The sequence below is a fragment of the Psychroserpens sp. genome (assembly GCF_034670085.1).
Classification (GTDB): domain Bacteria; phylum Bacteroidota; class Bacteroidia; order Flavobacteriales; family Flavobacteriaceae; genus Psychroserpens.
On the sequence record NZ_JAXMOD010000001.1, the window covers coordinates 57,336 to 84,061 of the forward strand.

General features: G+C 33.1%; 24 protein-coding genes. 7 read left to right on the plus strand and 17 right to left on the minus strand.

The window, feature by feature from the left end; genetic code table 11:
• Nucleotides 1-35: 35 nt before the first annotated feature.
• The 9 genes from VOI25_RS00245 to ubiE all read right to left on the minus strand — a co-directional run bounded on the left by VOI25_RS00245 (nucleotide 36) and on the right by ubiE (nucleotide 8,740).
• Entirely contained in the window at nucleotides 36-908 is an 873-nt protein-coding gene (locus tag VOI25_RS00245; RefSeq protein ID WP_323786866.1) for a DUF4846 domain-containing protein, read from the minus strand.
• Between the two features lie 150 nt (nucleotides 909-1,058).
• Nucleotides 1,059-2,372 carry an NADH:ubiquinone reductase (Na(+)-transporting) subunit F gene (nqrF, locus tag VOI25_RS00250; RefSeq protein WP_323786867.1) on the minus strand — a complete coding sequence of 438 codons (1,314 nt, stop codon included), beginning with the start codon at nucleotides 2,370-2,372 and terminating at the stop codon, nucleotides 1,059-1,061.
• Nucleotide 2,373: 1 nt separating this feature from the next.
• Nucleotides 2,374-3,087, minus strand: coding sequence for an NADH:ubiquinone reductase (Na(+)-transporting) subunit E (gene nqrE / locus VOI25_RS00255; RefSeq protein ID WP_323786868.1), 714 nt, complete (start codon nucleotides 3,085-3,087; stop codon nucleotides 2,374-2,376).
• Nucleotides 3,088-3,138: 51 nt separating this feature from the next.
• Entirely contained in the window at nucleotides 3,139-3,783 is a 645-nt protein-coding gene (locus VOI25_RS00260; protein WP_040247764.1) for an NADH:ubiquinone reductase (Na(+)-transporting) subunit D, read from the minus strand.
• Nucleotide 3,784: 1 nt separating this feature from the next.
• On the minus strand, nucleotides 3,785-4,537 hold the full coding sequence (locus VOI25_RS00265; protein ID WP_323786869.1) for a Na(+)-translocating NADH-quinone reductase subunit C: 753 nt from the start codon (nucleotides 4,535-4,537) through the stop codon (nucleotides 3,785-3,787).
• 2 nt (nucleotides 4,538-4,539) lie between these two features.
• The gene (locus VOI25_RS00270; protein WP_323786870.1) at nucleotides 4,540-5,766 is read right to left on the minus strand and encodes an NADH:ubiquinone reductase (Na(+)-transporting) subunit B; all 1,227 of its coding nucleotides are present in this window, start codon (nucleotides 5,764-5,766) and stop codon (nucleotides 4,540-4,542) included.
• Nucleotides 5,766-7,115 (minus strand): Na(+)-translocating NADH-quinone reductase subunit A, encoded by a 1,350-nt coding sequence (locus VOI25_RS00275; RefSeq protein ID WP_323786871.1) that lies wholly within the window; start codon nucleotides 7,113-7,115, stop codon nucleotides 5,766-5,768. The genes VOI25_RS00270 and VOI25_RS00275 overlap by 1 nt, the downstream gene beginning before the upstream one ends.
• A 173-nt stretch (nucleotides 7,116-7,288) precedes the next feature.
• Entirely contained in the window at nucleotides 7,289-8,002 is a 714-nt protein-coding gene (locus tag VOI25_RS00280) for a porin family protein (protein WP_323786872.1), read from the minus strand.
• 9 nt (nucleotides 8,003-8,011) lie between these two features.
• Nucleotides 8,012-8,740 (minus strand): bifunctional demethylmenaquinone methyltransferase/2-methoxy-6-polyprenyl-1,4-benzoquinol methylase UbiE, encoded by a 729-nt coding sequence (gene ubiE, locus VOI25_RS00285; RefSeq protein ID WP_323786873.1) that lies wholly within the window; start codon nucleotides 8,738-8,740, stop codon nucleotides 8,012-8,014.
• 138 nt (nucleotides 8,741-8,878) lie between these two features.
• Here ubiE and trkA point away from each other — a divergent pair, with 138 nt between their 5' ends.
• The 4 genes from trkA to VOI25_RS00305 all read left to right on the plus strand — a co-directional run bounded on the left by trkA (nucleotide 8,879) and on the right by VOI25_RS00305 (nucleotide 12,605).
• Complete coding sequence (gene trkA, locus VOI25_RS00290; RefSeq protein ID WP_323786874.1) at nucleotides 8,879-10,231, plus strand: Trk system potassium transporter TrkA; 1,353 nt, start codon at nucleotides 8,879-8,881, stop codon at nucleotides 10,229-10,231.
• A 29-nt stretch (nucleotides 10,232-10,260) separates the two neighbouring features.
• The gene (locus tag VOI25_RS00295) at nucleotides 10,261-11,754 is read left to right on the plus strand and encodes a TrkH family potassium uptake protein (protein ID WP_323786875.1); all 1,494 of its coding nucleotides are present in this window, start codon (nucleotides 10,261-10,263) and stop codon (nucleotides 11,752-11,754) included.
• 161 nt (nucleotides 11,755-11,915) lie between these two features.
• Nucleotides 11,916-12,167, plus strand: a complete 252-nt coding sequence (locus VOI25_RS00300) for a hypothetical protein (protein WP_323786876.1) — start codon at nucleotides 11,916-11,918, stop codon at nucleotides 12,165-12,167.
• 171 nt (nucleotides 12,168-12,338) lie between these two features.
• Nucleotides 12,339-12,605, plus strand: coding sequence for a hypothetical protein (locus tag VOI25_RS00305; protein ID WP_323786877.1), 267 nt, complete (start codon nucleotides 12,339-12,341; stop codon nucleotides 12,603-12,605).
• A 55-nt stretch (nucleotides 12,606-12,660) separates the two neighbouring features.
• On the opposite strand, the gene VOI25_RS00310 is transcribed toward VOI25_RS00305, so the two are convergent.
• Together VOI25_RS00310 and VOI25_RS00315 are read right to left on the minus strand one after the other, a co-directional pair.
• Nucleotides 12,661-13,845, minus strand: coding sequence for a pyridoxal phosphate-dependent aminotransferase (locus VOI25_RS00310; protein ID WP_323786879.1), 1,185 nt, complete (start codon nucleotides 13,843-13,845; stop codon nucleotides 12,661-12,663).
• Between the two features lie 33 nt (nucleotides 13,846-13,878).
• Nucleotides 13,879-14,973 carry an acyl-CoA desaturase gene (locus VOI25_RS00315; RefSeq protein ID WP_323786880.1) on the minus strand — a complete coding sequence of 365 codons (1,095 nt, stop codon included), beginning with the start codon at nucleotides 14,971-14,973 and terminating at the stop codon, nucleotides 13,879-13,881.
• 143 nt (nucleotides 14,974-15,116) lie between these two features.
• Between VOI25_RS00315 and rsmG the strand changes: the two genes are divergently transcribed.
• Nucleotides 15,117-15,746 (plus strand): 16S rRNA (guanine(527)-N(7))-methyltransferase RsmG, encoded by a 630-nt coding sequence (gene rsmG / locus VOI25_RS00320; RefSeq protein WP_323786881.1) that lies wholly within the window; start codon nucleotides 15,117-15,119, stop codon nucleotides 15,744-15,746.
• Between the two features lie 28 nt (nucleotides 15,747-15,774).
• Here the strand turns inward: rsmG and VOI25_RS00325 are convergent, their stop codons facing one another.
• Both VOI25_RS00325 and VOI25_RS00330 read right to left on the minus strand, forming a co-directional pair.
• Nucleotides 15,775-17,565 carry a DUF6029 family protein gene (locus VOI25_RS00325; RefSeq protein WP_323786882.1) on the minus strand — a complete coding sequence of 597 codons (1,791 nt, stop codon included), beginning with the start codon at nucleotides 17,563-17,565 and terminating at the stop codon, nucleotides 15,775-15,777.
• Nucleotides 17,566-17,604: 39 nt separating this feature from the next.
• Complete coding sequence (locus VOI25_RS00330) at nucleotides 17,605-18,084, minus strand: TlpA disulfide reductase family protein (RefSeq protein ID WP_323786883.1); 480 nt, start codon at nucleotides 18,082-18,084, stop codon at nucleotides 17,605-17,607.
• 101 nt (nucleotides 18,085-18,185) lie between these two features.
• Between VOI25_RS00330 and VOI25_RS00335 the strand changes: the two genes are divergently transcribed.
• Entirely contained in the window at nucleotides 18,186-19,499 is a 1,314-nt protein-coding gene (locus VOI25_RS00335) for an Omp28-related outer membrane protein (RefSeq protein ID WP_323786885.1), read from the plus strand.
• A gap of 78 nt (nucleotides 19,500-19,577) precedes the next feature.
• Here VOI25_RS00335 and VOI25_RS00340 read toward each other — a convergent pair whose 3' ends face one another.
• Entirely contained in the window at nucleotides 19,578-21,941 is a 2,364-nt protein-coding gene (locus VOI25_RS00340; RefSeq protein ID WP_323786886.1) for a T9SS type A sorting domain-containing protein, read from the minus strand.
• Nucleotides 21,942-22,040: 99 nt separating this feature from the next.
• Nucleotides 22,041-23,669: an L-glutamate gamma-semialdehyde dehydrogenase gene (gene pruA, locus VOI25_RS00345; RefSeq protein ID WP_323786887.1), complete on the minus strand. Its 1,629-nt coding sequence runs from the start codon at nucleotides 23,667-23,669 to the stop codon at nucleotides 22,041-22,043.
• A gap of 140 nt (nucleotides 23,670-23,809) precedes the next feature.
• On the opposite strand from pruA, the gene VOI25_RS00350 reads away from it, so the two are divergent.
• The gene (locus tag VOI25_RS00350; protein WP_323786888.1) at nucleotides 23,810-24,808 is read left to right on the plus strand and encodes a DUF6695 family protein; all 999 of its coding nucleotides are present in this window, start codon (nucleotides 23,810-23,812) and stop codon (nucleotides 24,806-24,808) included.
• Nucleotides 24,809-24,824: 16 nt separating this feature from the next.
• On the opposite strand, the gene apaG is transcribed toward VOI25_RS00350, so the two are convergent.
• Together apaG and VOI25_RS00360 are read right to left on the minus strand one after the other, a co-directional pair.
• The gene (apaG, locus tag VOI25_RS00355; RefSeq protein WP_323786889.1) at nucleotides 24,825-25,211 is read right to left on the minus strand and encodes a Co2+/Mg2+ efflux protein ApaG; all 387 of its coding nucleotides are present in this window, start codon (nucleotides 25,209-25,211) and stop codon (nucleotides 24,825-24,827) included.
• Nucleotides 25,212-25,321: 110 nt separating this feature from the next.
• Nucleotides 25,322-26,683: a pyridoxal phosphate-dependent decarboxylase family protein gene (locus VOI25_RS00360; RefSeq protein ID WP_323786890.1), complete on the minus strand. Its 1,362-nt coding sequence runs from the start codon at nucleotides 26,681-26,683 to the stop codon at nucleotides 25,322-25,324.
• Between the last annotated feature and the right edge of the window lie 43 nt (nucleotides 26,684-26,726).

The following is a 26,726-nucleotide window of genomic DNA, read 5'->3' on the forward strand; positions in this document are numbered from 1 at the left end:
AAACGAGAATGAAATGTGAGCATATAAACCAAATGCTATTTAAATCTTACAAATTTTGAACTCCCAAAAGTGTAATTAGAAACAGGTATTATTTCATCCTTTTTAAGCTGATACCATGGTGTTATCTTGGAATCTTCAAGATTCTTAACCAAATGTACATTTTGAGCTGGTGTATTGCCTTGAAATAATAAAAATAGCCTATCACCTTTATCATTGATAACCTCATCACAGATCATAACAATATGACCTGGAGAACCACCTTTGATGAGCATGTCTCCTAGTTGCAAATCTGAATCATCAATAGATTTGAGTTCGTTAAATAAGGATAACGTTCCTGAATACATATAGATTAAGTTCAGGTACTTGTAAAAATTAGCTTTTGAATGGTCGGCTGAAGCCGTTTTACTAAAAGTAACTTTGTTTTCTTTGATTTTAGGACGATAGCCTTCGGCATAATTGCTCCAAGAACAGTAATCACCAGAAGTAAAATTAAAACCTATCTCATCTTTACGGTTGTTATCCCAAAGGTATTCGCTTCTAATTCTAATGAGTGCATCTGCACATTGTTGCAAGCCATTTATTGGAACCGGAATTTCTAAAATACCAATATGACCACCTTGCCAAAAATATTGAGAACCATCATAGTTAATTATTTTACTTCCAAAAGGTTTTAGTTTGTAATTCCTCAAATACTCTTGAAAGCTACCTTTGGCATAATTAACACGTTTAAATCCATTAGGAACAATAACTCTAGACAAAATAGTAAGCTTATCCTTATTAATTAAATTGTGTGAACTGTTACTCGTAGTAGTTGAAGTCGACTTTACAAATTGCTTAGACTGCATTGCTCCAGCACTTAAAACAATAAGTGTAATTAAAGTCGCAATAACTATAAGCAGGTTCTTCATATAAATATGAACGTAAAAGGAAATCTATTTCGTATGAAATTTTAAAAAATTAACTTTTGATTATGATATATTTTTATCCTTATTGAAAAGTAAGCGCACAAAAAAACCAACTCAATTGAGTTGGTTTTTTTGTTTCATAACATTTGAAGTCTATCCACCAAAGTCATCAAATCTGATGTGTTCATCTGGAATACCAAAATCTTCACCCATTTTTTGAACTGCTTGGTTCATTAATGGAGGACCACAGAAATACAATTCGATATCTTCTGGTGACTCATGGTGATTTAAATAATTTTCTATTACACAATTATGTATAAACCCTACAAAACCGTCACCAGCTTCATCATTAATATCTTTTTTAACTTTCCAATTATCACTTTCCATTGGCTCAGATAATGCTAAATAGAACTTGAAGTTTGGAAAATCTTTTTCTAAGGCTCTAAAATAATGTATGTAAAATAATTCGGCTTTAGATCGACCTCCATACCAATAGGTTACTTTACGACCCGTTTTTAAGGTTCTAAATAATTGGTATAAATGCGAACGCATTGGAGCCATTCCTGCTCCACCACCTACATATAACATTTCTGAATCAGACTCATTGATAAAGAATTCACCATAAGGCCCAGAAATTGTTACTTTATCACCAACTTTTTGATTAAAAATATATGACGAAGCGATACCAGGATTTACATCCATCCAGCCACCTTTTGCTCTATCAAATGGAGGTGTTGCTACACGAACGTTAAGCATAATTCGTCTTCCTTCAGCTGGATAAGAAGCCATGGAATAAGCACGTTCTACCAACTCTGTATTTTTCATGACTAATGGCCATAATCCAAATTTTTCCCAATCTGCTTTAAATTTATCAGGTTCGCCAGGATGATCTTCTGGATGCGCTGAAACATCCATATCTGAATACTTTATTTCACATTCAGGAATTTCAATTTGAATATATCCACCTGCCTTATAATTCATATCTTCAGGAATTTCAACAACAAATTCCTTAATAAATGTAGCGACATTATAATTAGACACAACAGTCGCTTCCCATTTCTTAATTCCAAAGACTTCTTCAGGAATTGTGATTTCCATATTCTGCTTCACTTTCACTTGGCAAGATAAACGTGCACCATGTGCTAGCTCTTTTCTACTAAAATGTGGCACTTCAGTTGGCAATGCTTCACCACCACCAGAAAGTACGTGGCATTCACATTGAATACATGTTCCACCACCACCACATGCTGATGGTAAGAATATTTTTTCTGCACCTAAGGTTGTTAATAATGTATTACCTGAAGCGACTTCAATTTCACGTTCACCGTTAATCAAGATTTTTACTGGACCAGATGGTGATAATTTCTGTTTTACAAATAATAACAACGACACTAGTACTAATGTAACTAGTAAAAACGCTGCTACTGTTGCTAAAACGGTTCCTAATGTTCCTGCTGCTAAAATCATACTACTCTTCTATTTTAGTGTTATTAGCTAATTCTGTATTATCTTCAGTTTGCTGTAATTGTACTTCAACTGTTGCATCTTCTTTTGTTTCCTCATCACCACCAGTCAACATTCCTCCAAAACTCATAAAGCCAATTGCCATAAGTCCTGTGATAATAAATGTTATTCCCAATCCTCTTAAAGCAGGTGGCACATTCGAATATCTTATTTTTTCACGAATTGCAGCAATTGCTAAAATAGCTAAGAACCAACCTATCCCAGAACCAATTCCGTAAGTTGTTGCTAAACCTAAAGTTGCTATTTCTCTAGATTGCATAAATAAAGAACCACCTAAGATGGCACAGTTTACTGCAATTAGAGGTAAGAAGATACCTAATGAGTTATATAATGAAGGAGAGAATTTCTCAACTACGATTTCAACTAATTGTACCATGGTTGCAATGGTTGCAATAAACATGATAAATGATAAGAAACTTAAATCATAATCTGCATACTCTGCTCCCATCCATGATAAAGCACCAGGTTGCAACACATACTGATCTAATAGCCAGTTTAAAGGCACTGTAATTGCTAATACGAAAATCACAGCAGCTCCAAGACCTACTGCTGTAGACACTTTTTTAGATACAGCTAAGTACGAACACATTCCAAGGAACGTGGCAAATACCATGTTATCAATAAATATCGATTTGAAAAATAATTCTAAATGTTCCATATTCTATATTTTGATGACCTTCTGACATACATCAGAATGACAATTCAATTTTTAATCTTCTACTAATGCTTTATTTCTTGTACGTTGTACCCAAATAATGATTCCAACTACGATAAGAGCCATTGGCGACAATAACATGAATCCGTTATTTTCATATCCAAAAGCATACAATCCAGTTTTTTCAATTGGATCTCCTAATACAGGAATTCCTAGTAATGTACCAGATCCTAAAAGTTCTCTAAAGAATCCAACAATTATTAATATCACTGCATATCCTAAAGCGTTTCCAATACCATCCAAGAATGATCTCCAAGGTCCATTTCCTAAAGCAAATGCTTCAAATCGTCCCATAATGATACAGTTTGTAATAATCAATCCTACGAAAACTGATAGTGTTTTACTTAATTCATAAGCGAAAGCTTTCAAAACTAAATCCACAATAATTACCAGTGTTGCAACAACGATAAGTTGCACAATAATTCTAATTTTTGAAGGAATGATATTTCGCATTAAGGAAATCACCACGTTACCAACACCTAATACAAATAGTACAGATATCGACATTACTATTGATGCTTCTAATTCTGCAGTAATTGCTAAAGCCGAGCAAATCCCTAATACCTGAATTGTAATCGGGTTATTATCTGCTAAAGGGTCTTTTATTAAAGCTGCGTCTTTTTTTGAAAGTAAGCCCATACTATTCTTGTTTTAAGTTTTTGAAATAAGGCACATAAAGCTTCAAATCGCTTCTAATCATTGCTGAAACACCGTCACCTGTTATAGTAGCTCCCGCGATTGCATCAACCTCATTATCTGTTTTATCATTGTTTTTAGGATCTGCATTACCTTTAGCAACATTAATCCCTTTAAAACTTCCATTAGACATTAAGTGTTCTCCAATAAAATCATCCATGAAGAAACGTTGTTTAATGTTAGCACCTAAACCTGGAGTTTCTCCTTTGTGATCAAAATAAGCACCCTGAACAACCATGTTTTCATCCATAGCTACATAAGCCCAAATTGCATCCCAAAGTCCTTTACCTCTAATTGGAGCGATGTAGTATTTTTTACCTTTTTCATCTTCTCCTACAAATAAAGGCAATTGCCTTACTTTACCATCTTTAGCTTTAGCCTGCTCCTTTTTTACATCAATTAAGTAAGCTTCATTATTCTCAGTAGCCTGACCGTTTGAGGTTACAACTAATTGTTGTTTGATGTATTTTTTAAATAATTCTGGTGCTTCTTCAGTAGTTACAAAGTTTGCAGAAGTTCCTTCATTATTATTAATTCCCATTGCGTAAAGAATATTTTGTTGCTTCTCTAAGCGCTGATTCTCTGTAATCGTAGGTTTTAAAGATGACGCCAAATACGCCAACAATGAACCAACTACCAATACCATAATTATGGCAAATATTATAGTATACGAATTTTTATCTGTTCTCTTTTCCATCGTTAAGCTGTTTTAACTTTTAGACGTTTCATACGACGTTTTACATTTCCTTGCACTACATAATGATCGATAGTTGGTGCAAAGACATTCATCAATAGAATTGCTAACATCACACCTTCAGGATATGCTGGATTAAAGACTCTAATCATGATTGATATAAATCCAACCAAAAATCCATAAATCCATTTTCCTTTATTCGTTTGCGAAGCCGTTACTGGATCGGTTGCCATAAAGACTGTACCAAAGGCAAATCCACCAATTAGAAGGTGATGCCAAAATTCGGTACTCATTAATCCGAAGAATTTACTGGACTCAGTAATCCATCCAGAACTAACCACACCATTAAAGATTAATCCCATAACTAAAGCTCCAATAGCTGAAGATAACATGATTCTCCAACTTCCTATTTTAGTGAAAACTAGAAATAATCCTGCTAATAGAATTAAAACTGTTGATGTTTCCCCAACTGAACCAGGAATCAACCCATAGAACATATCCATGACTTCATAACCAGCTGCTTTATTTTGTGCTAAACTACCAAGGATAGTTTCTCCTGAAATGGCATCAAGGTTTTCACCGGCTGCAATCATTTGATCACGCTCAACTGCACCTTGTACCCAAACTTTATCTCCAGACATCCATGTAGGATAAGCGAAGAATAAAAAGGCTCTAATCGTTAAGGCAGGATTTAGAATATTCATTCCTGTTCCTCCAAAAACTTCTTTACCTATTACAACACCAAAGGCAACTGCAACTGCTAACATCCAAAGTGGTGTATCGATAGGCACAATTAAAGGCACTAACATTCCTGTTACCAAATAACCTTCTTCAACTTCATGGCTATTTTTTATTGCAAAAATGATTTCAATTGCTAAACCAACTCCATAAGATACGATCACTAGTGGAAGAACTTTCCAGAAGCCAACCATAAAGTTATCCATCGTCCAAAATGCTGAACTAAAGAAACCTCCTGTTGCGCGATCAATCTCCCCAAAAGCCAAATGATGCTGATATCCAGCATTAAACATTCCGAAGATCAAACAAGGTACCATCGCCATAATGACGGTATTCATGGTTCGTTTTAAATCATCTGCAGCTTTAATGTGAGTCCCATTATGAGTCGTCTCATTAGGCAGGAATAAAAATGTATGGATTGCAGAAAACGCAGGTAACCATTTTTTGTCTTTATTCTTTTGTCTAAAATTATGTAAACTATTTTTTAAACCCATTATCCTATCTCTTTAAGCATTAAGTCTAAACCTTTTCTTATAATATCTTGATGCGGCTGTTTAGAAACACATATAAATTCAGTCAATGCAAAATCTTCAGGTGCAACTTCGTACATTCCTAAAGCTTCCATTTCATCCAAATCTTGATACATACAAGCCTTTAATAATTGCATTGGGTACATATCTAAAGGAAATACTTCTTCATATGAACCAGTAACAACAAAAGCACGATGTTCACCATTAGTATTCGTGTTCAAGGCAAATTTTTTCTTTGGTGTTAACCATGAAAACGTTAACGCTCTAGATGTTGAAATTTTATTGAAAATTGGTTTATTCCAACCAAAGAATTCGTAATCGTCACCTTCAGGAATTACAGAGATTACATTATCGTAAAATCCTAAACTTCCATCTGGTTTTAATTGTTTTCCAGATAATACATTACCTGAAATAATACGATCGTTACCATCTTTATCTACACCATTATCATAAACCATGGTAGCAACTTCGCTTCCAATTTTAGTTTTGAAATATCTTGGTTTCTTAACTGAAGAACCAGCTAAAGCAACAACACGCTCAGCATTAAATTTTCCTGTAAGTAATACGTCACCAATAATAACTAAGTCTTGAGCATTAACCGTCCATACTACTTCGCCTTTATTTACTGGATCAATTTTATTGATTTGTGTTCCAACATTTCCAGCAGGATGAGGTCCAGATACTTTATGAATTGAAGCATCACTCATGTTTGCTAACGGTGAATTGTTAGATCCCACAGAAATATGAACTTGACCTTCAGTTAATTTAGCTAATGCAGAAACGGCAGCTTGTAATTGAGCTTCTTTACCTTGTAAAACAAAATCTAAATCGGCTGCTAAAGGTGCCGTTGCATATCCTGAAATAAAAATCGCTTTTGACGATTTTTCTGGGTTAGCAATAACATCATAAGGTCTTTGTTTGATAAAAGGCCAACATCCTGAAGCTAATAGATGAGCTTTAGTTGATTGCGCATCTGAACTCATGTTGAACTTTCCAAAATCGTTATAAGATTGTTCTTTATCTGCTTGAATCTTAACGGCATCAATACGTCGTTTAGGACCTCTTAATACTTCAATCACAGTTCCAGAAACTGGTGAAACAAACTTTACATCTTCATTTGACTTATCATAAAAGATAACATCACCCGCTTTTAAGGTGGCTCCTTCTTTTGCAACAAGTTTTGGAATAACGCTGTGAAAATCTTCAGGTCTGATAGTGCAGAAATTACTTATAATAGCTTGTTCTACTGATTTCTCAGCTTCGCCTATAAGTTTTATATCTAGACCTTTTTTAATCTTAATGTCTTTTGACATACGCTTTTTATTGAAATTAGTTGTCTAAAAATCGGTGCAAAAATACGAATAAATTGAGTAAAACAATAGCATATTAGCGAAGTTTGTTATTTTTATTGGTTCTAAATAAAAGTATTTATACCAAACTCAAAAATTGATAAACTAAATAATGTGAGACGTTGTAAATATTAATTTTACTGAAACGTAAAATTTAAGAAAATGCCACGTGTTTTCATAGTTGTAACATTGCCAGTCCAAGGACTATTTGGGTCGACATCTTTTACAATTTCATCGCTCATCGCGAATATCCCTCTTATTGATGGTGAAAACTTAAACCATTGGTTGTAAAAATCGATTCCAAAACCTAATTCATAAAAGCCGACATTCTTTTTCGATCGAAACTGACCAGCACTATTATCATCAGGATTTTCTTCGTTAGAGGATAAATTTAATGATGTAGATACACCAAAAACAATAAAAGGTTTAATATTATTAACTCGTTTTGTTGATATTTTTAATAGCAATGGAAAATGCACATAAGTCGATTTGACTTCTCGAAGCAAATCTGAAGCATTAAATTCTAGGCCATTAAAATAGCTAGGGTCATAAATAAGATTTCTTTGTGAAATGAAAAGTCCTGGTTCAAATCTTAAATCAAAATAGTCGTTGATACGTAAATTAGAAACTAAACCAACACTAAAACCGGCACTCGTTTCAACAAGAATATCTTTTAAATCTTCTTCGTAAGTAAATTGATAATCGTAATTATTTAAACCTAGATAAAAACCCCATGACAATCGAGCTTTATCAAAGTTTTCGTTATTCTTAATTTTTTCTCTACTAAATAATTGTGCTGACACAGTTTGTGATACAATTAATAAAGCTAAGACTATAAATACTCTCTTCATAAATTTACATTATGCTTTGGATGCACTGTAAATAGTTGCAACACCAAAGGTCTGTGGTTTATCTACAACGTTATTAAACCCAGTTTTACGCAAAATATTGTTTAATGCCTCGCCAAAAGGAAAAACCGAAGCTGATTCGCATAAATACGAATAGGCAGACTGATCTTTTGAAAACACTTTTCCAATAGTAGGCAAAATATATTTAGTATAAAAGTTATACCCTTGTTTAAATGGTGTTTTTGTAGGAAGTGATGTTTCCAGAATTACAAAAATACCTTCTGGTTTTAAAACGCGATAAATTTCGGCTAGTCCTTTCTCTAAGGTCTCAAAGTTACGCACTCCAAAAGCAACAGTTATGGCATCAAAAGAATTATCTTCAAATGGTAAATGTTCAGAATCACCCAACACCATACTAATTTTATCATTCAAGTTTTTAGTGCTTATTTTCTTTCTTCCAACTTCCAACATGCCATCACTAATATCTAATCCAACTATTTTATTAGCATCCGTTTTCGCCAAACTAATTGCCAAGTCACCAGTTCCAGTTGCGATGTCCAAAATAGTCTCAGGATTTGTCTTTGCAACAATATCCACAACTTTGTTTCGCCATTTAATATCAATTCCAAAAGAAATAACACGGTTTAAACCGTCGTACTCTTTTGAAATATTATCAAACATTTGAGTGACCTGCTCCTTCTTATTTAAGTCGCTATTTTTATATGGTTTTACTTTTGACACCTATATTTTTTTTGCAAATATAGATAACTATCCTATAGGATTTAAGAATTTAGTCCACGAATTATTATCAAGCATCATTTACTTTAATTGAGATAATAATATAGTATATTTGTATGTTTTTTCAATACAATTTATTTAATGAAAATTATCATTGCTGGAGCAGGAGAAGTCGGATTTCATTTGGCAAAACTATTGTCTTACGAATCTCAAGAAATTACACTTATAGATATTGACAAGGAGAATCTAACCTATGCCAATGACCATTTAGACATACGAGTTATAAAAGGAGATGTCACCTCTATTGCTATTTTAAAGGAAGCTAGAATTAATACTTCAGAACTATTTATTGCAGTTACATCTTCTGAAACCACAAATATCACAGCCTGTGTACTAGCCAAACAATTAGGTGCAAAACGAACAATTGCTAGAATATCTAATGCGGAGTTTATTGATAACAAAGATGAGGTTGGATTTACAAAATTTGGTATTGATGAGCTTATTTCACCAGAAGCACTAGCAGCTTCAGAAATAGAACTATTACTTAATCAATATGGTTTTAATGACACCTACCAATTTGAAGAAGGTGCATTAACAATGCTTAGTTTACGATTATCAAGAACAGCTTCATTTGTTGGGAAAACTGTAAAAGAAGCTGCTCAAGTATTTCCCGAACTACATTTTATTCCAATAGCTATTCAACGTTTTGGGACGCAATATACTATTATTCCAAGAGGAGATACGCAGTTTAAAGAAGGAGATAAAGTTGTTTTCGTAACGTCGAAAGGTGGTGATGATGAACTTTTTGAACTTTCAGGTCGCGTTAAAGTAGAAGTCAAAAATGTAATGATACTTGGCGGAAGTAAGATTGGATTTAAAACTACTAGAGATCTTTGTGAAAACAAATTCAATGTAAAAATTATTGAAAAAGATAAAGACGCTGCTTATGAGCTTGCTGATGATTTACCAAACGCCTTAGTCATAAATGGCGATGGTAGAAATGTAGAACTTTTAGAAGAAGAAAATATTGGTGACATGGACGCTTTTATTTCTGTTACTGGTAATTCTGAAACTAATATCATGTCATGTCTAGTCGCAAAATCTAAAGGTGTTAAAAAAACCATTGCCCTAGTCGAAAACATGGATTATTACCAGTTATCACAGTCGATTGGTATTGATACGCTTATAAACAAAAAGCTTCTAGCTGCGAATAATATTTTCAGATACATTAGAAAAGGAGAAGTCTTGGCAATGACAAAATTAAGTAATATGAATGCTGAATTGCTAGAGTTTGAAGTCAATTCACCAAATTCAAAAATCACTAAAAAACCCATTAAGGATTTAGATTTCCCTCGATCTGCTATTATTGGAGGAATTATTAGAAATGAAACAGGTGTGATTCCTTTAGGTAATTTCCAAATACAAGAAGGCGACAAAGTTGTTGTCTGTTGTTTACCAAGATCAATCACTAAAGTTGAATCTTTTTTCTTTTAGATTATTCATAAAACGATAGAAATAGACCAATGAAACTCAATTTCAAAATCATATTCCATTTTTTCGGATTGTTATTGTTATTTAATGGTGGTTTCATGCTATTGGCTGCTTTAGTAAGTTTTATATATAAAGATGGTGTAACTACACAAATTCTATTATCAGGAATATTGGTCCTTATAGCAGGAGGGATTTCAATGCTTGCTACAAAAGACCACAGAAAAGAACTCAATAAACGTGAAGGCTATCTTGTAGTTTCTTTTGGCTGGATTGTCATGGCTTTAACAGGAACAATTCCTTACATATTCACAGAATCCATTCCTAGCTTTACTAATGCTTTTTTCGAAACCATGTCGGGTTACACCACTACAGGAGCTTCAATACTAAATGATATTGAATCATTACCTGAAGGTATTTTGTTCTGGAGAAGTCTAACACATTGGATTGGTGGTATGGGAATTATAGTTCTAGCCATTGCCATTTTACCATTATTAGGAATTGGAGGCATGCAACTTTTTGCAGCAGAAGCACCTGGCCCAAACGCAGATAAACTCCACCCTAGAATTACAGATACTGCAAAACGTCTTTGGCTCATTTATTTCGGTTATACTGCTGCCGAAACCATTTTATTACAAGTTGCAGGTATGTCATTTTTTGATGCTATAAATCATTCGTTGTGTACGTTATCCACAGGAGGTTTTTCTACTAAAAATGCAAGTGTAGCCTTTTGGAATGGACAACCAATCATTCAATATATTATTATTGTGTTTATGTTTTTGGCCGGAACCAACTTTATATTGAGTTACTTTGCCTTTAAAGGTAAAGTTCAAAAAGCCATAAGGGATGAAGAGTTTAAACTTTATTTTAAGTTTATTGCTTTATTTACCATTATAGCTGCGCTTATCATATATTTTAGAGCAGACTTCTCCATATCATCAATTGATCATCCAATGGTATTTGGAAAAGGTGAAGCGTCTATTCGTCATGCTCTATTTCAGGTATTAGCTATTATTACAACAACCGGATTTGTTACCGCAGACTATACGTTATGGACTCCATTTCTTGTTGTGTTTTTTTTCGGATTAATGTTTTTAGGAGGTTCTGCTGGGAGTACTTCTGGAGGTGTAAAAGTTGTACGTCATATGATTATGATAAAAAATGGATTCCTAGAATTCAAACGTGCATTGCACCCAAACGCCATTTTACCTGTTCGCTACAATAAGAAAAGTGTTTCTGGAGATATTGTGTTTAATATTTTAGGGTTCTTTATCCTCTATATGATTTCATTTATTATTGGAGCTTTGGTTTTTTCTATGCTACAAATCGATTTTGAATCTGCCATAGGACTTTCTGCTTCAAGTTTAGGAAATGTAGGTCCTGCTCTTGGCAATTTTGGTCCAGTAAATAATTATGCAGAGTTGCCAGCATTTGGAAAATGGTGGTCTTCCTTTTTAATGCTTATTGGTCGTCTTGAACTCTTCACGGTTTTAATTTTATTGACACCTTTTTTCTGGAGAAACAGATAAATCTAAAATTATTTTTCAATTTTAACAATTTCAAAATCAATTAGCATTTATAGGTGATTCGGGAATTTAACACTTGGTTTCTAACAACTTAGAGCTAATGTTGATGTAACATTTATATGAATTGTACGTCTTATTTGTATAATCATAAAAAATCAACCATCATGGAATTATCAATCACACAAGAATTAGAGCCGTTACCCATACGTCGCTTAGAAACAGAATTTGAATCACCATTAGGTATCTTAAATTCAAATTACAAGAAAGTTGTTAAATGCAATTTAAACAACCGCAAATCAACTTCTATCTTTGGTATTAAGCAACGTGTAAAAAGCAGACAATATCAATTTACTTCAAGTATTGAAACTCTTTTAAAAGTGTCTGTTTTTGTAATCGTCCTTGCAGTAATTTTTTAATACTGCTTTACAATTAGACCTTTTAACTGGTATGATTGAGCACTTTCTCAAAACTATCTTTTACATTCTGAATTAATGTTATCTCGATGCGTATTTACAAATCGACAGGCATTATATACACTAACTACAACGTATTGACGTCTGAAGTATTTCAGCATAAAAAAAGATATCATGGGCTCAATCTCATCAATGAATGCTACAATTCAAAATAATAGGAATTTATTAAAAAACGGAAAGCGTAAGCCATTTACTAAAATGAATGGAGGCACAAGTAAAAAAGACGGTTATAAACCTTATGTTTTACCTCAATTACAACCACATGTATTAAAACGCATTCGTTTAAAAGTTAAAAGACAACAACGAAAACTCTTGGTTAAGAAAATAGTTACGGCAGTTATTGGCCTTATAGTTATAACCTATTGGATTTCCAAATTATAAAAAAAGCCAGATTAGTATTACTAAACTGGCTTATAATATTTTTAGATTTATAAATTTAGGCTAAAACATCTTTAATCCTTTTTATAGCTTCAATAATTTGTTCTTGAGAAGCCGCATATGAGATTCTAATGCAGTTAGGGTTTCCAAAAGCTTCACCAGTAACCGTCGCAACATTGGCGTGTTCTAATAAAAATAACGACAATTCTGTAGCGCTATTTATAGTTACGCCTTTAATTGTTTTTCCGAAGTAATAGGAGACATCTGGAAAGACGTAAAAAGCGCCTTCTGGAACATTGGTTTTAAACCCTTCAATATGACTTAATAAGTCTAAAATAAGCTCTCGTCTTACTTTAAATTCGTCAATCATGAATTGCACACGTGAAGGTGATTCGTTTAAGGCAGTGATAACCGCTCGTTGTGCAATACAATTAGCTCCACTTGTTACTTGGCCTTGCATTTTATTACAAGCACGAGCAATTTTGACAGGAGCACCAATATATCCAATTCTCCACCCAGTCATTGCAAATGCTTTTGAAACACCATTAACAGTAACTGTTCTGTCAAACATATCTTCAAATTGAGCCATGCTCGCATGACCTCCTACAAAATTAATATGCTCGTATATTTCATCTGACACCACTATAATATTAGGATATTTCCGAAGTATGTCAGCTAAAGCTCTTAATTCCTCTTTGCTATATACAGATCCGCTCGGATTACACGGAGAACTGTACCAAATCATTTTAGTTTTTGGAGTAATTGCAGCTTCCAATTGCTGTGGAGTGAGCTTAAAATCATTTTCTATTGATGTTTTAACCTCTACTGGAATACCTTCATTTAATTTAACAATATCACTATAACTCACCCAGTATGGACAAGGTAAAATAACCTCATCTCCTTTGTTCAATAAAACAGCTGCAATATTTGCCAAAGCTTGCTTTGCACCTGTTGAAACTACTATTTGATCTAAAGCATAATCAAGCTGATTATCTCTTTTAAACTTCGTAATGATGGCTTGTTTTAATTCGACATAACCATCAACTGGCGTGTATGAATTATAATTGTCATCAATAGCCCGTTTAGCAGCTTCTTTTATGAAATCTGGAGTATTAAAATCTGGTTCTCCAAGACTTAAACCAATGATATCTTTTCCTTCTGCTTTTAACTCTCTTGCCTTAGCAGCCATAGCTAAAGTGGCAGAAGTTGACATATTTAAGACTCTTTCTGAAAGTAGACTCATTCTTGATTAGTTATGTTTAAACTGGAAATTGTATTAAGCCAAACTTGGATTCTTACCTAATGCTTTTAATTGCTGGTAATGTTCAGAAATAGCTGTCCATATTGAATTGTATTCGTTATAAGGCAAACTGAACTCATGAGCTGTTTCTCTTACTATTTTAGCAATATTCTTATAATGAACATGACTTATATTCGAAAACAAGTGATGCTCGACTTGTCTGTTTAGACCACCAGTATAAAACTCAACAATCCAGCTTTTAGGTGAAAAATTAGAAGTGGTAAATAATTGGTGAATTGCCCACGTATTTTTCATGTTTCCATTTTCGTCCGGCAATGGCATTTCGGTATTTGGCATTACATGTGCTAATTGAAATATCACACTAAGAATAATTCCAGCCGTATAATGCATAATTAAGAATCCAATTAAAACTTGCCACCAAGCATAACCTAAAGCGATAGGTAATACGACCCAAATTGAATAATATATTATTTTACCGATGATTAACTTCGTCCATTGCGTCGCAGGATTTGGAAAGTCACCATATGATAATTTTCTTTTAAGGTAGACGTAAGTTTGTTTGAAATCTGTAGTAATAGCCCAATTTACAGTTAATAAACCATATAATAAAAAAGCATAATACTTTTGATATTTATGGATTTTTAACCATTTGGAATGTTTAGAAAAACGGATTATTCTACCAGCATCAATATCTTCATCATGTCCTTGAATATTAGTATACGTATGGTGTAATACATTGTGTTGTACTTTCCAGTTATAATCATTACCAGCTAAGATATGAATACTGCTTCCCATTAATTTATTAACCCATTTTTTACTAGAAAAAGAACCATGGTTTGCATCATGCATAACATTCATTCCAACTCCTGCCATTCCAACACCAATAACCATCATGCATATAATCTGCAACCATGTTGGCAAATCAACTGTTAATAACAACACTAATGGTCCAAGTAATAATGTAAACATTACTATAGCTTTTATGTAAAGCTTCCAATTTCCTGTTTTTTTAATGTTATTTTCTTTAAAATAATCATTTACACGTTTATTTAATGTTCTGAAAAATTTAGCAGAGTCTGTTCTTGAAAAAGATAACGTTTGCTTTGTCATGGTATTCGTGTTTTTAATGCTAACGCAATTTAATTAGCCTTCGTATAATGTGGCAAATATAAATAATTAAAGCTGCCTTAATGCTAATTATTTCGTAAAAATATACACATAAAAATGCATACTTTTGTTGAAAAATCCAAACAATGCAACTCATACAAAATTATTTTCCAGATTTATCTGACCTACAAATTCAACAGTTTCAGTTGTTAGAAACATTATACAAAGACTGGAATTTAAAAATTAATGTAGTATCCCGAAAAGACATCGATGAATTATACTTACGTCATGTTCTTCATTCTTTAGGCATTGCTAAAGTGCTGTCCTTCTTACCTCATTCAAAAATATTAGATGTTGGGACAGGTGGTGGTTTTCCTGGAATTCCTTTGGCCATTTTATTTCCGGAAACTCAATTTCATTTAGTTGATAGCATCGCGAAGAAGCTTAAAGTAGTCAATGAAGTTGTTAATGGATTAGGTTTAACCAACGTAAAAACGTCTCATGATCGTGTTGAAAACATTGACGGTCAGTTTGATTTTATTGTTAGCAGAGCTGTTGCCGCGATGCCAACATTTGTTCATTGGGTGAAGGGAAAAATTGCAAAAGAGCAAAAACACGAACTTAGAAACGGCATTCTGTATTTAAAAGGAGGCGACTTAAGTGAAGAGCTAGAAACTTATAGAACAGCTACAATTTATAATTTAAGTGATTATTTTAAAGAAGACTTCTTTGATACCAAAAAAGTTGTGCATTTACCACTTAAATACAAGGGTTAAAATACACGATAAACAAAAACACTAAGTATTAAAACGATGTTGATAAGTTCAAGGTTACTCCTGAGTTTTTACTAACTGGTCTACAAACACCTCCAACACAGATTAATCCTCCTCGTTGTCTTCCATAGTTTAAAGCTGCTCTAGTGGCACCTTTTGTAAAACTTCCGCCCAGATTAAAGAAATGAATCTTAGAATTTTCAACAATAGGACTATCTTCATAGTTATAGGAGTCATTGAAATACACTCCAAATCTTGGACTAAAGAAATACTCAATAGTTCCTCCAACCCAGTTTCTAGCATCATCATTTGTAGCTAAGTGCTGTCCTTCAAGTCTTAAAGATTTTCCTTTACCAAATTTCACTGTTGTCTCTGCGACGCCAATCCATGCTTTTACAGAAGTTCCGTTAGCTTCAACCAAATAATCTGTATTATAAAACATGTTGATATATGTAAAAATTGAGCTCCAGTTTTTAGACCATTTCTTTTTTACTTCAAGATTAAGGTCTGAATAATTTTTATTTTTAAAATTCAGGAAATCACTTTTATAGGTTAGGTTATCACTACTGAAAAAAGGAACACCATCTGGATCTGAAACTCTCACATTTAAACTAGCCCAATAAGCTAGATTTGCTGATATTTTTGTTCCATATTTTCCTCCAAGTGCAGTTCCCTTAGGAATGTTGTAAAACACATCTATTTGATTACCAATCTCTCCTGCCTTCACTCTTGGCGATTCGTAATTTTCAACATATAAACCAGGTTGAGCTTGGTATAAATAGATATTTGCAAGGGTGTAATCTTGTTGTTTTGTTAACGATGGTATAAAGTTAATTGTTGCTCTTTGGGTTGGGTTATTAATTAAGTTTTTATCTTCCCTTTGCGAAAAGAAACTCATATTCTCAAGCCTTCTGAAGGTATAATTTACTCCAAACCCTCTTCTCGAATAACCAAGATTTAGAAGCATAGCATTTCCATCAAACAGCTTGTTTTCTGAATACGTCACACTATTTGGTCGTATATTATTTAACCTTACATCTTTTTCTTTGTAGACATATTCAGCATTAACGTATAGATTTTTATATCCTAAATTAACTCTAGCTGAATACGCACCAACCTCATTTGGAATCGTTATTTTATTTACGTCTTCACTCGTACTTACAAATCCTTCACTTCTATTAACATAACTCAATCCAAGAGAAATCTCGTCAAAGGTCGAACCAGAAAAAGCTTTATTAATATCAAATTCTACATTAGCAGCCATGATGTTTGAATCTGAAATATCCAAACTTCTACGTTGATTACCATAAAGCGCTTTTACTTCTAAAAAATCAAAAGGTTTATACATTACTTTTCCACCTCGCATGGAATTGTTCAAACCCAAAAAAGTATCTTCCCAAAGTCTTAACACTAAACCGCTTCCATATTGTTCGTAAAAGTAACCAGCTGTTGCATCAATTTTTTCAGTACGGTAATTGACATAATATTGAGCCAGATCAATTTTCTTATTTAAAAGGCGGTCATAATTTAACAGTGATTTTGGAACATAACTTTCTATTTGAATTCCAGCTGTGAAATTTTTTAAAAAGTAATAATTTAGTCTCAGATAACTATTTGCTCTAACGTGGTCTTCATCTTCAAAAGTTCCGGTCTTTTTGTCATTAAGATACCATTGTCCATTACTCTCAAAACTTCCTGACAAATTATTCAAAATCTCCTTGAACGTTGATTTATCTTCTTCTTCATTATTTTCTTCTTCTTGAGCAAAAGTAGGTATTGAAAATAAACAAATAGATATAATTAAAAAGAGTGAACCTTTCATGCTGATGATTGATTTTGATTAGTAAATAAGGAGGTAGATTTATAAATGCTTTTTTAATTCTTCATATATGGCATCTTCAGAACCAGGCGTATATCCAGTATGTCTAAATACAATTTCTCCATCTTTCAAAATCAAGGTATATGGCACAATCGCAGTATTCAAAGCTCTTTTCAAATCATTATTAGTATCTAAAAGAATGGTATAATCCCATGCTTTTCCATTAACTAATGGTTTAACCCTATTTACAGTTCTAGAATCATCAACAGAAACTGCAATTAATTCCACGTTTGTTTCTTCTTTCCAATCGTCATATACATCATTAATGGCATCTAATTCATTTTTACAAGGCACACACCAAGTTGCCCATAAAGAGACTACGACAAGACTATTTTTTTCTGTAACCTCTTTAAGATTAGTAGTTTCACCATCCAATGTTTTAAGAGTTATATCTAAAACTTGATCTTGAGAAAATATATTTAAAGAAAATGTAAAAATAAGAATGAAGAAAATCGATTTCATTATGAGATGTTTTAATACTAAATAATTTGCGTTGTATTTGTCTTAATTATTTAACATATAATTAGTATATTCGTCGCAAATAAACCAAATATTATACCAAAATGAAAGTAAATCACAAATTAAAATTTTTATTAGCATTGTTTATTTCTGCTTCCATGGCAGTAGTATCTTGTAGTTCATCAGATGAAAACACATCAGGTGATGGCGGAGGAGGCACTGCTACATCAATTGTCTTATCTGCAGACGCAACAGCAATTACTGTTGGTAATCCTGTTACTTTTTCTGTAGTTGACGATCTTGGTAACAATGTAACTGCTCAAACAACATTTAAAGTTGATGGTATTACTAGATCAAATCCTTATGTTTTTACTACTCCAGGATCACATGATGTTATAGCAACTTATGGAAGTCTTACATCAAATACTGTAACTGTTGTAGTTTCAACAGAAGATGATTTAACTTTAGTATTTGCTCAAAACCCAATTAATGTTAATGAAGACGCTACTTTTATAGTCTACGATAGTTTAGGAGCTGATGTTTCTGCTTCTTCTACATTTACTGTAGATGGAAATGCTGTAAGTAATCCACATCAATTCGTTGCAGAAGGTGAATATACTGTAGTAGCAAATTATAATGCTTTAACAGCGTCTAATACAATTAATGTTGTAAAAGTATTTACGAAAAAGGCATTATTAGAAGACTTTACTGGAACATGGTGTCCAAACTGTCCTCCTGCTGCATCTGCTATTTCTAGTGCATTAAACACAAATTCAAATGTATTCGGAGTAGGTTACCACGATGGGTTTGCAAGTTATCCTGACCCAATGGAAATACCTGAAACTGGTTTTTGGGCAACTTATTATAATGTAACTGGTTTCCCAACTGTTTATGTTAATGGTCCTGATACACGATGGGATTTCCCAAATATGGCACAAGTGAATGCTGAATTATCTGAGACTGCTACTTGCGGACTTGCATTAGATGCTTCTATTTCAGGTGGTATGTTAAACGTTGAAGTTAAAGTTGGTTTCAATGCTCTTCCAGGTGAAGAAGTTAAATTAATGCTATATTTAATTGAAGATAATGTAACTACAGCGTCTGCACAAGCTGGATCTTCTCAAGGTTCTAGTTATGTACATAAAGATGTTTTAAGAGAAGTTTATACAGATCAACTTGGTGATGTGATTCCTGCTGGAGGCATTTCATTAACACAAGATTATGTTAGAAATTTCACTAATCTAGCTTTACCTGCTAATATTGATAATATGGCTAACTTAAAAGTTATTGCTTTTGTAAGAAACACTTACACTAAAACATTTACAGATTACTTTAATGAAGTTCATACAAATTCTCCTCACTATGACATTTATAATGTTCAGGAAGTGGAAGTGGGAAGCTCAATTGATTTCGATTAAGCGAAACGTTTTATAAACAAATAAAAGAGGCTAGGTTATAAATCTAGCCTCTTTTTTATGCGTCAATATCAGGTAAGATTACTTTACTACTATTTTCGTTTTATAGTTTAGATGGTCTTTAGCTGCCATGTTCAAAACATATAATCCTGAGTCCAAATCCAATGAAATTACAGTTCTATTTGAAAGTGAATTAAAGTTATTTTTATACACTATTTTCCCCGTAACATCATACATTTCAATAAATACATCATTAATAGGAGTTCCACTTAAAATAACAAGTTCATTTACTACTGGATTGCTTTCAATCTGAATTATATTTTCATTTTCAAAAGCAGACATAGATAAGGTTTCTGGTATAATTTCGTTTAACGCAAATGCTACATTGGCATCTGTTAAAGTTACATGTGGTTCATTATCATCTGGCATATACCAACTCACAAAAGGTGTATCATTAGTAGTCACACTTGCGAGTGTGTCAAACCAATTAATTTGGTTGTTTATAGGTTCCAAAGCCATAGCACTAACACTTGGTATGAAATTAAAATAATCTGTACTTAAGGAGCCTAAGAATTCGCCAACTAGTCCGTCAGTGGCTAAGTCCGTCGTTAGTCCAAGAATATCAAATAGTCCACCAGAGCCAGCATCTATTCCATTAGAATAGGTATATGATGCAGCACTAGCATTATTGATTCTGTCGTTCGCTAAAGGAAACCACCATGCAAAATCTAAATGTACTTTACTTGTTTCTATTTGCGTTCCAGCATTTGGAGTAAAATATGTTTCTACTTTTAAATCGGCACCAGTCATTATATTAATATCTGCATCTAAAATTTGGTTTCCTGGTAATAAATCACTTACTGGATTAGCATTATTTTGGTAACGATTATTCATTCCGCTACCATTAATTATAGACACATTTCTGGTAAGCTCAGGAAAACCTGAAGGTGTAAAACTATTTATTCTTGAATCAAATAATGACTTAAAATAGTTAGGTTGTGGCAACGCTAGAGTTCCATTAAAGGTCACACCATCACTATTTGTAATATGCGACTCGAACTGATCGGTAAGCATTTGTCTTGCTGCAGGAGATTTTAACATCCCATCAATTATAGGTTGCAATTCTTCTACATTTTGATCACCAAGGATCCAAAAATCATCTAAACCAAACGCTAAGAAATTAAATTGGTGCTGAAAACCAATTGGCACATTTGCCCCTTGATGAGGAGCATCAAAAGATATCCAAAGTCTAGTGTCGTGAACCATGTTCTGACTTTCCATATAACTAAGAGCATAACGAGAAATAAGTCCACCCATACTTGGTCCGATAACAACATTTTGCTCATTACCTACTTTATCGGAATTAATTGTATTAATCAAATCAACTAATAACATTGCGTTTCGTTCAATAAAATCTGCTCCACCGTCAATAACTGCTCCATCTTGTGTTCTTACATAAATAGGGAAATTTAAAATTACAATATCGAAGCCTTCAGCTCTTACAATATCTCCTAAATTAGAAGTTGTACTTCCATTATCAAAATTTAATAAATCATATATACCTGCAATTGAGCGCCCATCATCTGGGTCAAAACCATCAACTAAAAAAATAGGCTTATCTAAAATATTGTCTGCGCTCAAAAACAGTTCGTATTCACCAGTACCTGGATAAGACGTTGGTTCACTATAAACAGATAAATCGGGAGTAATACTTGATGTAAAAGTGGTTATAATATCACTGGATCTTGAATATATATCTGAATTAGAATATGTAATATCAATCGTAGAATTTCTTAAAATTACCTCTCCTGTATTAAGTACAATTTTGAAACGAATCACCTTTAAACCAGCTTCAAGATAAGTAACTGTTAGGTTTTCATTTAAATTCATGGTTCTAAAATTATTGCCATCATCAAAATCAATTTCTACAGTTATAATAGACGCATTTGAAATATTAAAAATACTTGATGACGCCAAATTATAAGTGGTTTGCAAGCCTTTATGTTTAGAGCGCAGAGCTGAAGCAACCGTTAGCTGTTGTTTTTCAAAAACAAAAGATCCATCATTAACTAAATAACCTTGTGCATCTTTTGAAACTGAATTATTCTGCATGGCTTCATCTGTAATCACATCATATTCAGAATGCAAAATTGCCAACGGAATAACATTAGTGAAATAGCTTTGCTTACTCAGTGTTTTTAAACTTTGTAATGGCAATAATCGTTTTTCGAAATCACCTTGAGCTATTGCCTTATAGGCTTGGTAAAAAACAAATCTATTACTAGTTGTTTCATTATATTTTTGAATATCTACAATTGGAGATTTATGGACTAAAACAGTCGTTTCCATTTGTGAAGTGTCAAATTTTAAAAGTGGATTATTTTTGTCTTGAGCAAAAACTGAAACCGATAATAGTAAAACAATTACTAAGTAATAATTTTTCATGCTGAGGAAGGTTGATTTCAATAAATATACAAAATTCCTAAATGAAAAAAACCCAAAACGTTTAGCTTTGGGTTTGATTATTATTTATTTAATTGAAAGTTATTCACCTAAAAAAGGATAACGATAATCTGTTGGAGTTACAAATGTTTCCTTAATCATTCGTGGAGAAACCCAACGCAATAAGTTTAGTGCGCTACCTGCTTTATCATTAGTTCCAGAAGCTCTAGCTCCACCAAAAGGTTGTTGACCAACCACAGCACCTGTAGGTTTATCGTTGATATAGAAGTTTCCAGCACAATTTTGTAACGCCTTAGTCGCTTCTTGAATAGCATACCTGTCTGTAGATAAAATTGCTCCAGTTAAGGCATATTCACTTGTTTCATCAACTAATTTCAAGGTTTCAGAAAATTGATTTTCATCATATACATATATCGTAATTACAGGTCCGAATAACTCTGTGCACATTGTAGAATACTTAGGGTTATTTGTGACAATTACTGTAGGCTCAATAAAATACCCTTTGCTTTTGTCGTAGTTTCCTCCAACAATAATTTCTGCATCAGCATCAGCTTTAGCTTGATCGATATATTTAGCTAACTTATCAAAAGATCCTTCATGAATTACTGCCGTAACAAAGTTATTTAAATCTGCAGGCGAACCCATTTTGAAAGATTTTACATCGTCAATAACCTGACTTTTAACCTCATCCCAAATATTTGAAGGTACATAAGCTCTAGAAGCTGCACTACATTTTTGACCTTGAAATTCAAATGCACCTCTAGAAATCGCAGTAGCAACTTGTTTTGGATTTGCAGATTTGTGAGCAACAATAAAATCTTTACCTCCTGTTTCTCCAACAATTCTAGGATATGTTTTATAGTTATGAATGTTGTTTCCTATTTTTTTCCAAAGCTCTTTAAAAATATAAGTAGACCCAGTAAAATGTAATCCTGAAAAATCTGGACTAGCCATAACTGTATCTGTAATCATAACTGGATCACCAAAAACAACATTAATTACACCTGGAGGAACTCCTGCCTCTTCAAAGACATCCATGATAATTTTCGCTGAGAAAATCTGACTATCACTTGGTTTCCAAACCACAACATTACCCATCATTGCCATACAAGCAGGAAGGTTTGCCGCAATTGCTGTAAAATTGAAAGGCGTTACAGCATAAACAAATCCTTCTAAGGGACGATATTCTAATCGGTTCCAAGCATCACTCGAACTTTCTGGTTGTTCATGATAAATATCTGTCATAAACTGAACATTAAAACGCAAGAAATCTATCAACTCACATGAGGCATCGATTTCGGCTTGATGTACTGTTTTTGATTGCGCAATCATTGTTGCTGCATTTATTTTTGCTCTATAAGGTCCAGCAATTAATTCAGCTGCTTTCAGAAAAATACCTGCACGTTGTTCCCAAGGTAATTCAGCCCATTCACTTCTTGCAGCTAAAGCTGTAGAAATAGCAGATTCAACATGAGATTTTTCAGCTAAATGATAAGTACCAACAATATGTTGATGATCATGAGGTGCTGACATAGTTCTTGTGTTACCTGTTGTTATGTGTTTTCCATTAATGTACAAAGGCACATCAATTTTTGAATTCCACATATTACTGTAAGTTTCTAATACTGCATCACGTTCTGGCGAACCTGGCGCATAAGATTTCACAGGTTCATTTATAGCTACTGGTACGTTGAAAAATCCTTTTCCCATCTTAAATATTGGTTTAAAATTTGCTTATTGTTTTAAAGCTGCAAAGGTACGATTTTTTGATAACAATTAGATTTAGTAACCATTAAAAGGAAGTTAAAAAACTGAGTAAATTTTTGTAAGTTGCTTTCTTTAATTTTTATATGAATAGCGGAATTATTCTTACACTTGCTTATCCTGAAACCATTGTACATCATCCTACAGAATGGTATTCTTCTATACTTAGGTTTTTATTTGTTGGCAACAAAAAATACGTAAGAGCTGGTCATGCTGCATTAATTCTTATAGAAAAATCTACTGGTAGTTTAGAATATTATGACTTTGGTAGGTATATTACAACTACTGGCTACGGAAGAGTTAGAGGACAAGAAACAGACTTTGAACTTAGTATTCCGATGAGAGCTCAAATTGAAAATGATAAAATTGTCAATCTTAATGAGATTTTAAAGTTTTTTGCATCACAACCAAAACTCACTCATGGTGAAGGCAAATTATATGCTTCGGTTTGTAATGCTATAGATTATCATAAAGCAAAACACTATATTAAAACATTACAAGATCAAGGTTTTGTGCGCTATGCCGTTTTTAAAAAAGAAGCATCCAATTGCTCGCGTTTTGTAACGGATAGTTTAATTACAAGCGTTACAAACGATTCGATTAAATCCAATCTTATAAAATCTAAATGGTTTACACCAAGCACTATTGGAAATGTTATTCTATCAGATACTGAAAATCATGTTTATGTGGTATCTGAATCTAATGAAATTTCAAAATTTAACTCAACCAAGCACAAAGAAAATCGACGCTTATTTTTAGATGTTCTTAAAGATCATAACCCTAGCCTGATTGGTACAATCGAACCAAAGCACAATACTATTAAAAAAAATCATGCGCAATGGTTAAGTGGAATTGGTTCAGGAGCTTGGTTTGAAATTTATGATTTAAATCATCCGATTGAATTTAGATATCGACGAATTTCCCCTTACGGAAATATTGATTGCGATGGTATTTATAAACTTATAACCGAAGGCTTTGATATCAATTCAACTTATTTCTTTGTTCATAATTCCAATTGTAAATTCTTTCATATAAGACAAGATGAATCTATCTACAGATTTGAGTACCTGAGAGATTATAACTAATTAAAAAGAAAATAATTTAGTTAAGAGCGAAAGGTGCGCTTAACTTAAATGAAGGGATAATTACCTTAAATTTATTGGTGTTTGTAAAGTTAACCATGTTGTAATGGCCTTGCATTGCACCAAAAGGAGAGGTAAGCAAACACCCTGAGCTGTAAGTATGTGTCTCACCAGGTTTTAAAACTGGTTTTTTACCAATAACACCTTCACCTTCAATAATTTCTACATTATTAAGAGCATCAAGCACTTTCCAATATCTAGAATTTAATTGTACCGAATCTTTACTTTGGTTTTCAATAGTCACATTATATCCAAACGCAAAATGCACTTTATAATTTTTATAAAATGTGCCTTCGAAAGTTGTTTCGACAGAAATTTTTATGCCACTTGTAACCTGTTGTACCATTAAAGATTTTTAATTAAGGATGTAAAAATAGCTAAATTTTGAATGAATATCTGCGTTTTTTTTTAATTATGCAAAAATTTAACACGATATCGTACTTTCCAGCATTTTGTCTAAAGTCTTTCAGAATCAACAAATTCCTCTAAGGTTTTAAAAAACGACATGAGGTCTTTTTCTTCTACTTGTGTGTTAATCGTCACTAATCTCACAAATGTATCTTCACTAAAAGAACCATAACCAACCATTAATTTTGAATGCTCGTAAAGCTTAGTGCATAAGGTTTTTGCAGAAATCCCTTTGTAATTAAAACACACCGAAATAGAATCTTCAAAACTGTATAACGTATAATTTGGGTTTGATGTAATATAATTCCTTGCTATTTCTGCTAAGTTAAACTGATGGTTCACAATTTTCTCCAATCCAAAATTACCTACCGATTTCCATAATGTCCAAAGTTTTAATGCATCATTACGTCTACCACATTGAAGTGATGTTTTCCCTAAATTAAAAGCATCATCATCTGTTTGGTACAGGTAATCGGCATCATTAGAAAACGATTGATACAAGTGCTTTTTATCTTTAGTGACAATAATTGAACATCCTAAAGGAGTCCCAAGCATTTTATGAGCATTTAAACTGAATGAATCTGTTAACTCAATGCCATTAACTAGATGTTTATACTGTTTGCTAAAAATCACCGAGCCACAATAAGCCCCATCAAGATGCAACCAAAGCTTATGACTTTTACATACTTTACTAATACTAACTACATCATCAAAAGCTCCTAAAACCGTTGTACCTGCTGTAGCATTTACAAAAAATGGATGGTAACCTTTTTTAATATCATCTTGAATTTGCTTTTCTAAATCTTCAGCTAATAATTGGCCTTTAGCATTCGTTTTTATATGTCGAACTTGGTGTCTCCCAATACCAACAAAAGAAGCATTTTTGGTCACCGAGTAATGTGAAGTTTCTGATGTATATGCAATTAATTTAGTTGATACACCTTCATTTCTAATCGACGCATCAAAGGCATCTCTAGCCATTAACATGGCCATATAATTACACATAGAGCCACCAGGAGCAATTGTACCATCACTCGTGTTTCCATACCCAATGCGCGCACAAATTTGTTGCAAAATCATCTTTTCTATTCCCACTTGAACACCTGCAACTTTGTAAGTATACATGCTGTTATTAAGCATAACGGCTAACAAATCTCCTAACGTAGCTCTTGAAATTCGTCCACCAAACAACTGATTAAAAAATGCTTTTGAGGCCGTTTTTGGCGTACTTTTAATAATAGATTTTAAGGTGTCCTTAAAACCGTCGTCTATTGAAGGTTCATCTCGAAGTTCGATATCGATAGCATTATATAGAGTTTTAGTATCTATAGGTGTTGCTACTGGATGATTTGCTTCTTCACTAATTAAAAATTCAGCAAGTTCAATAAACAATTTTAAGTCGTGATGCATACGTGTTTATGATTCTAAAATTTTTGGCTTTGTGTAAATTTAT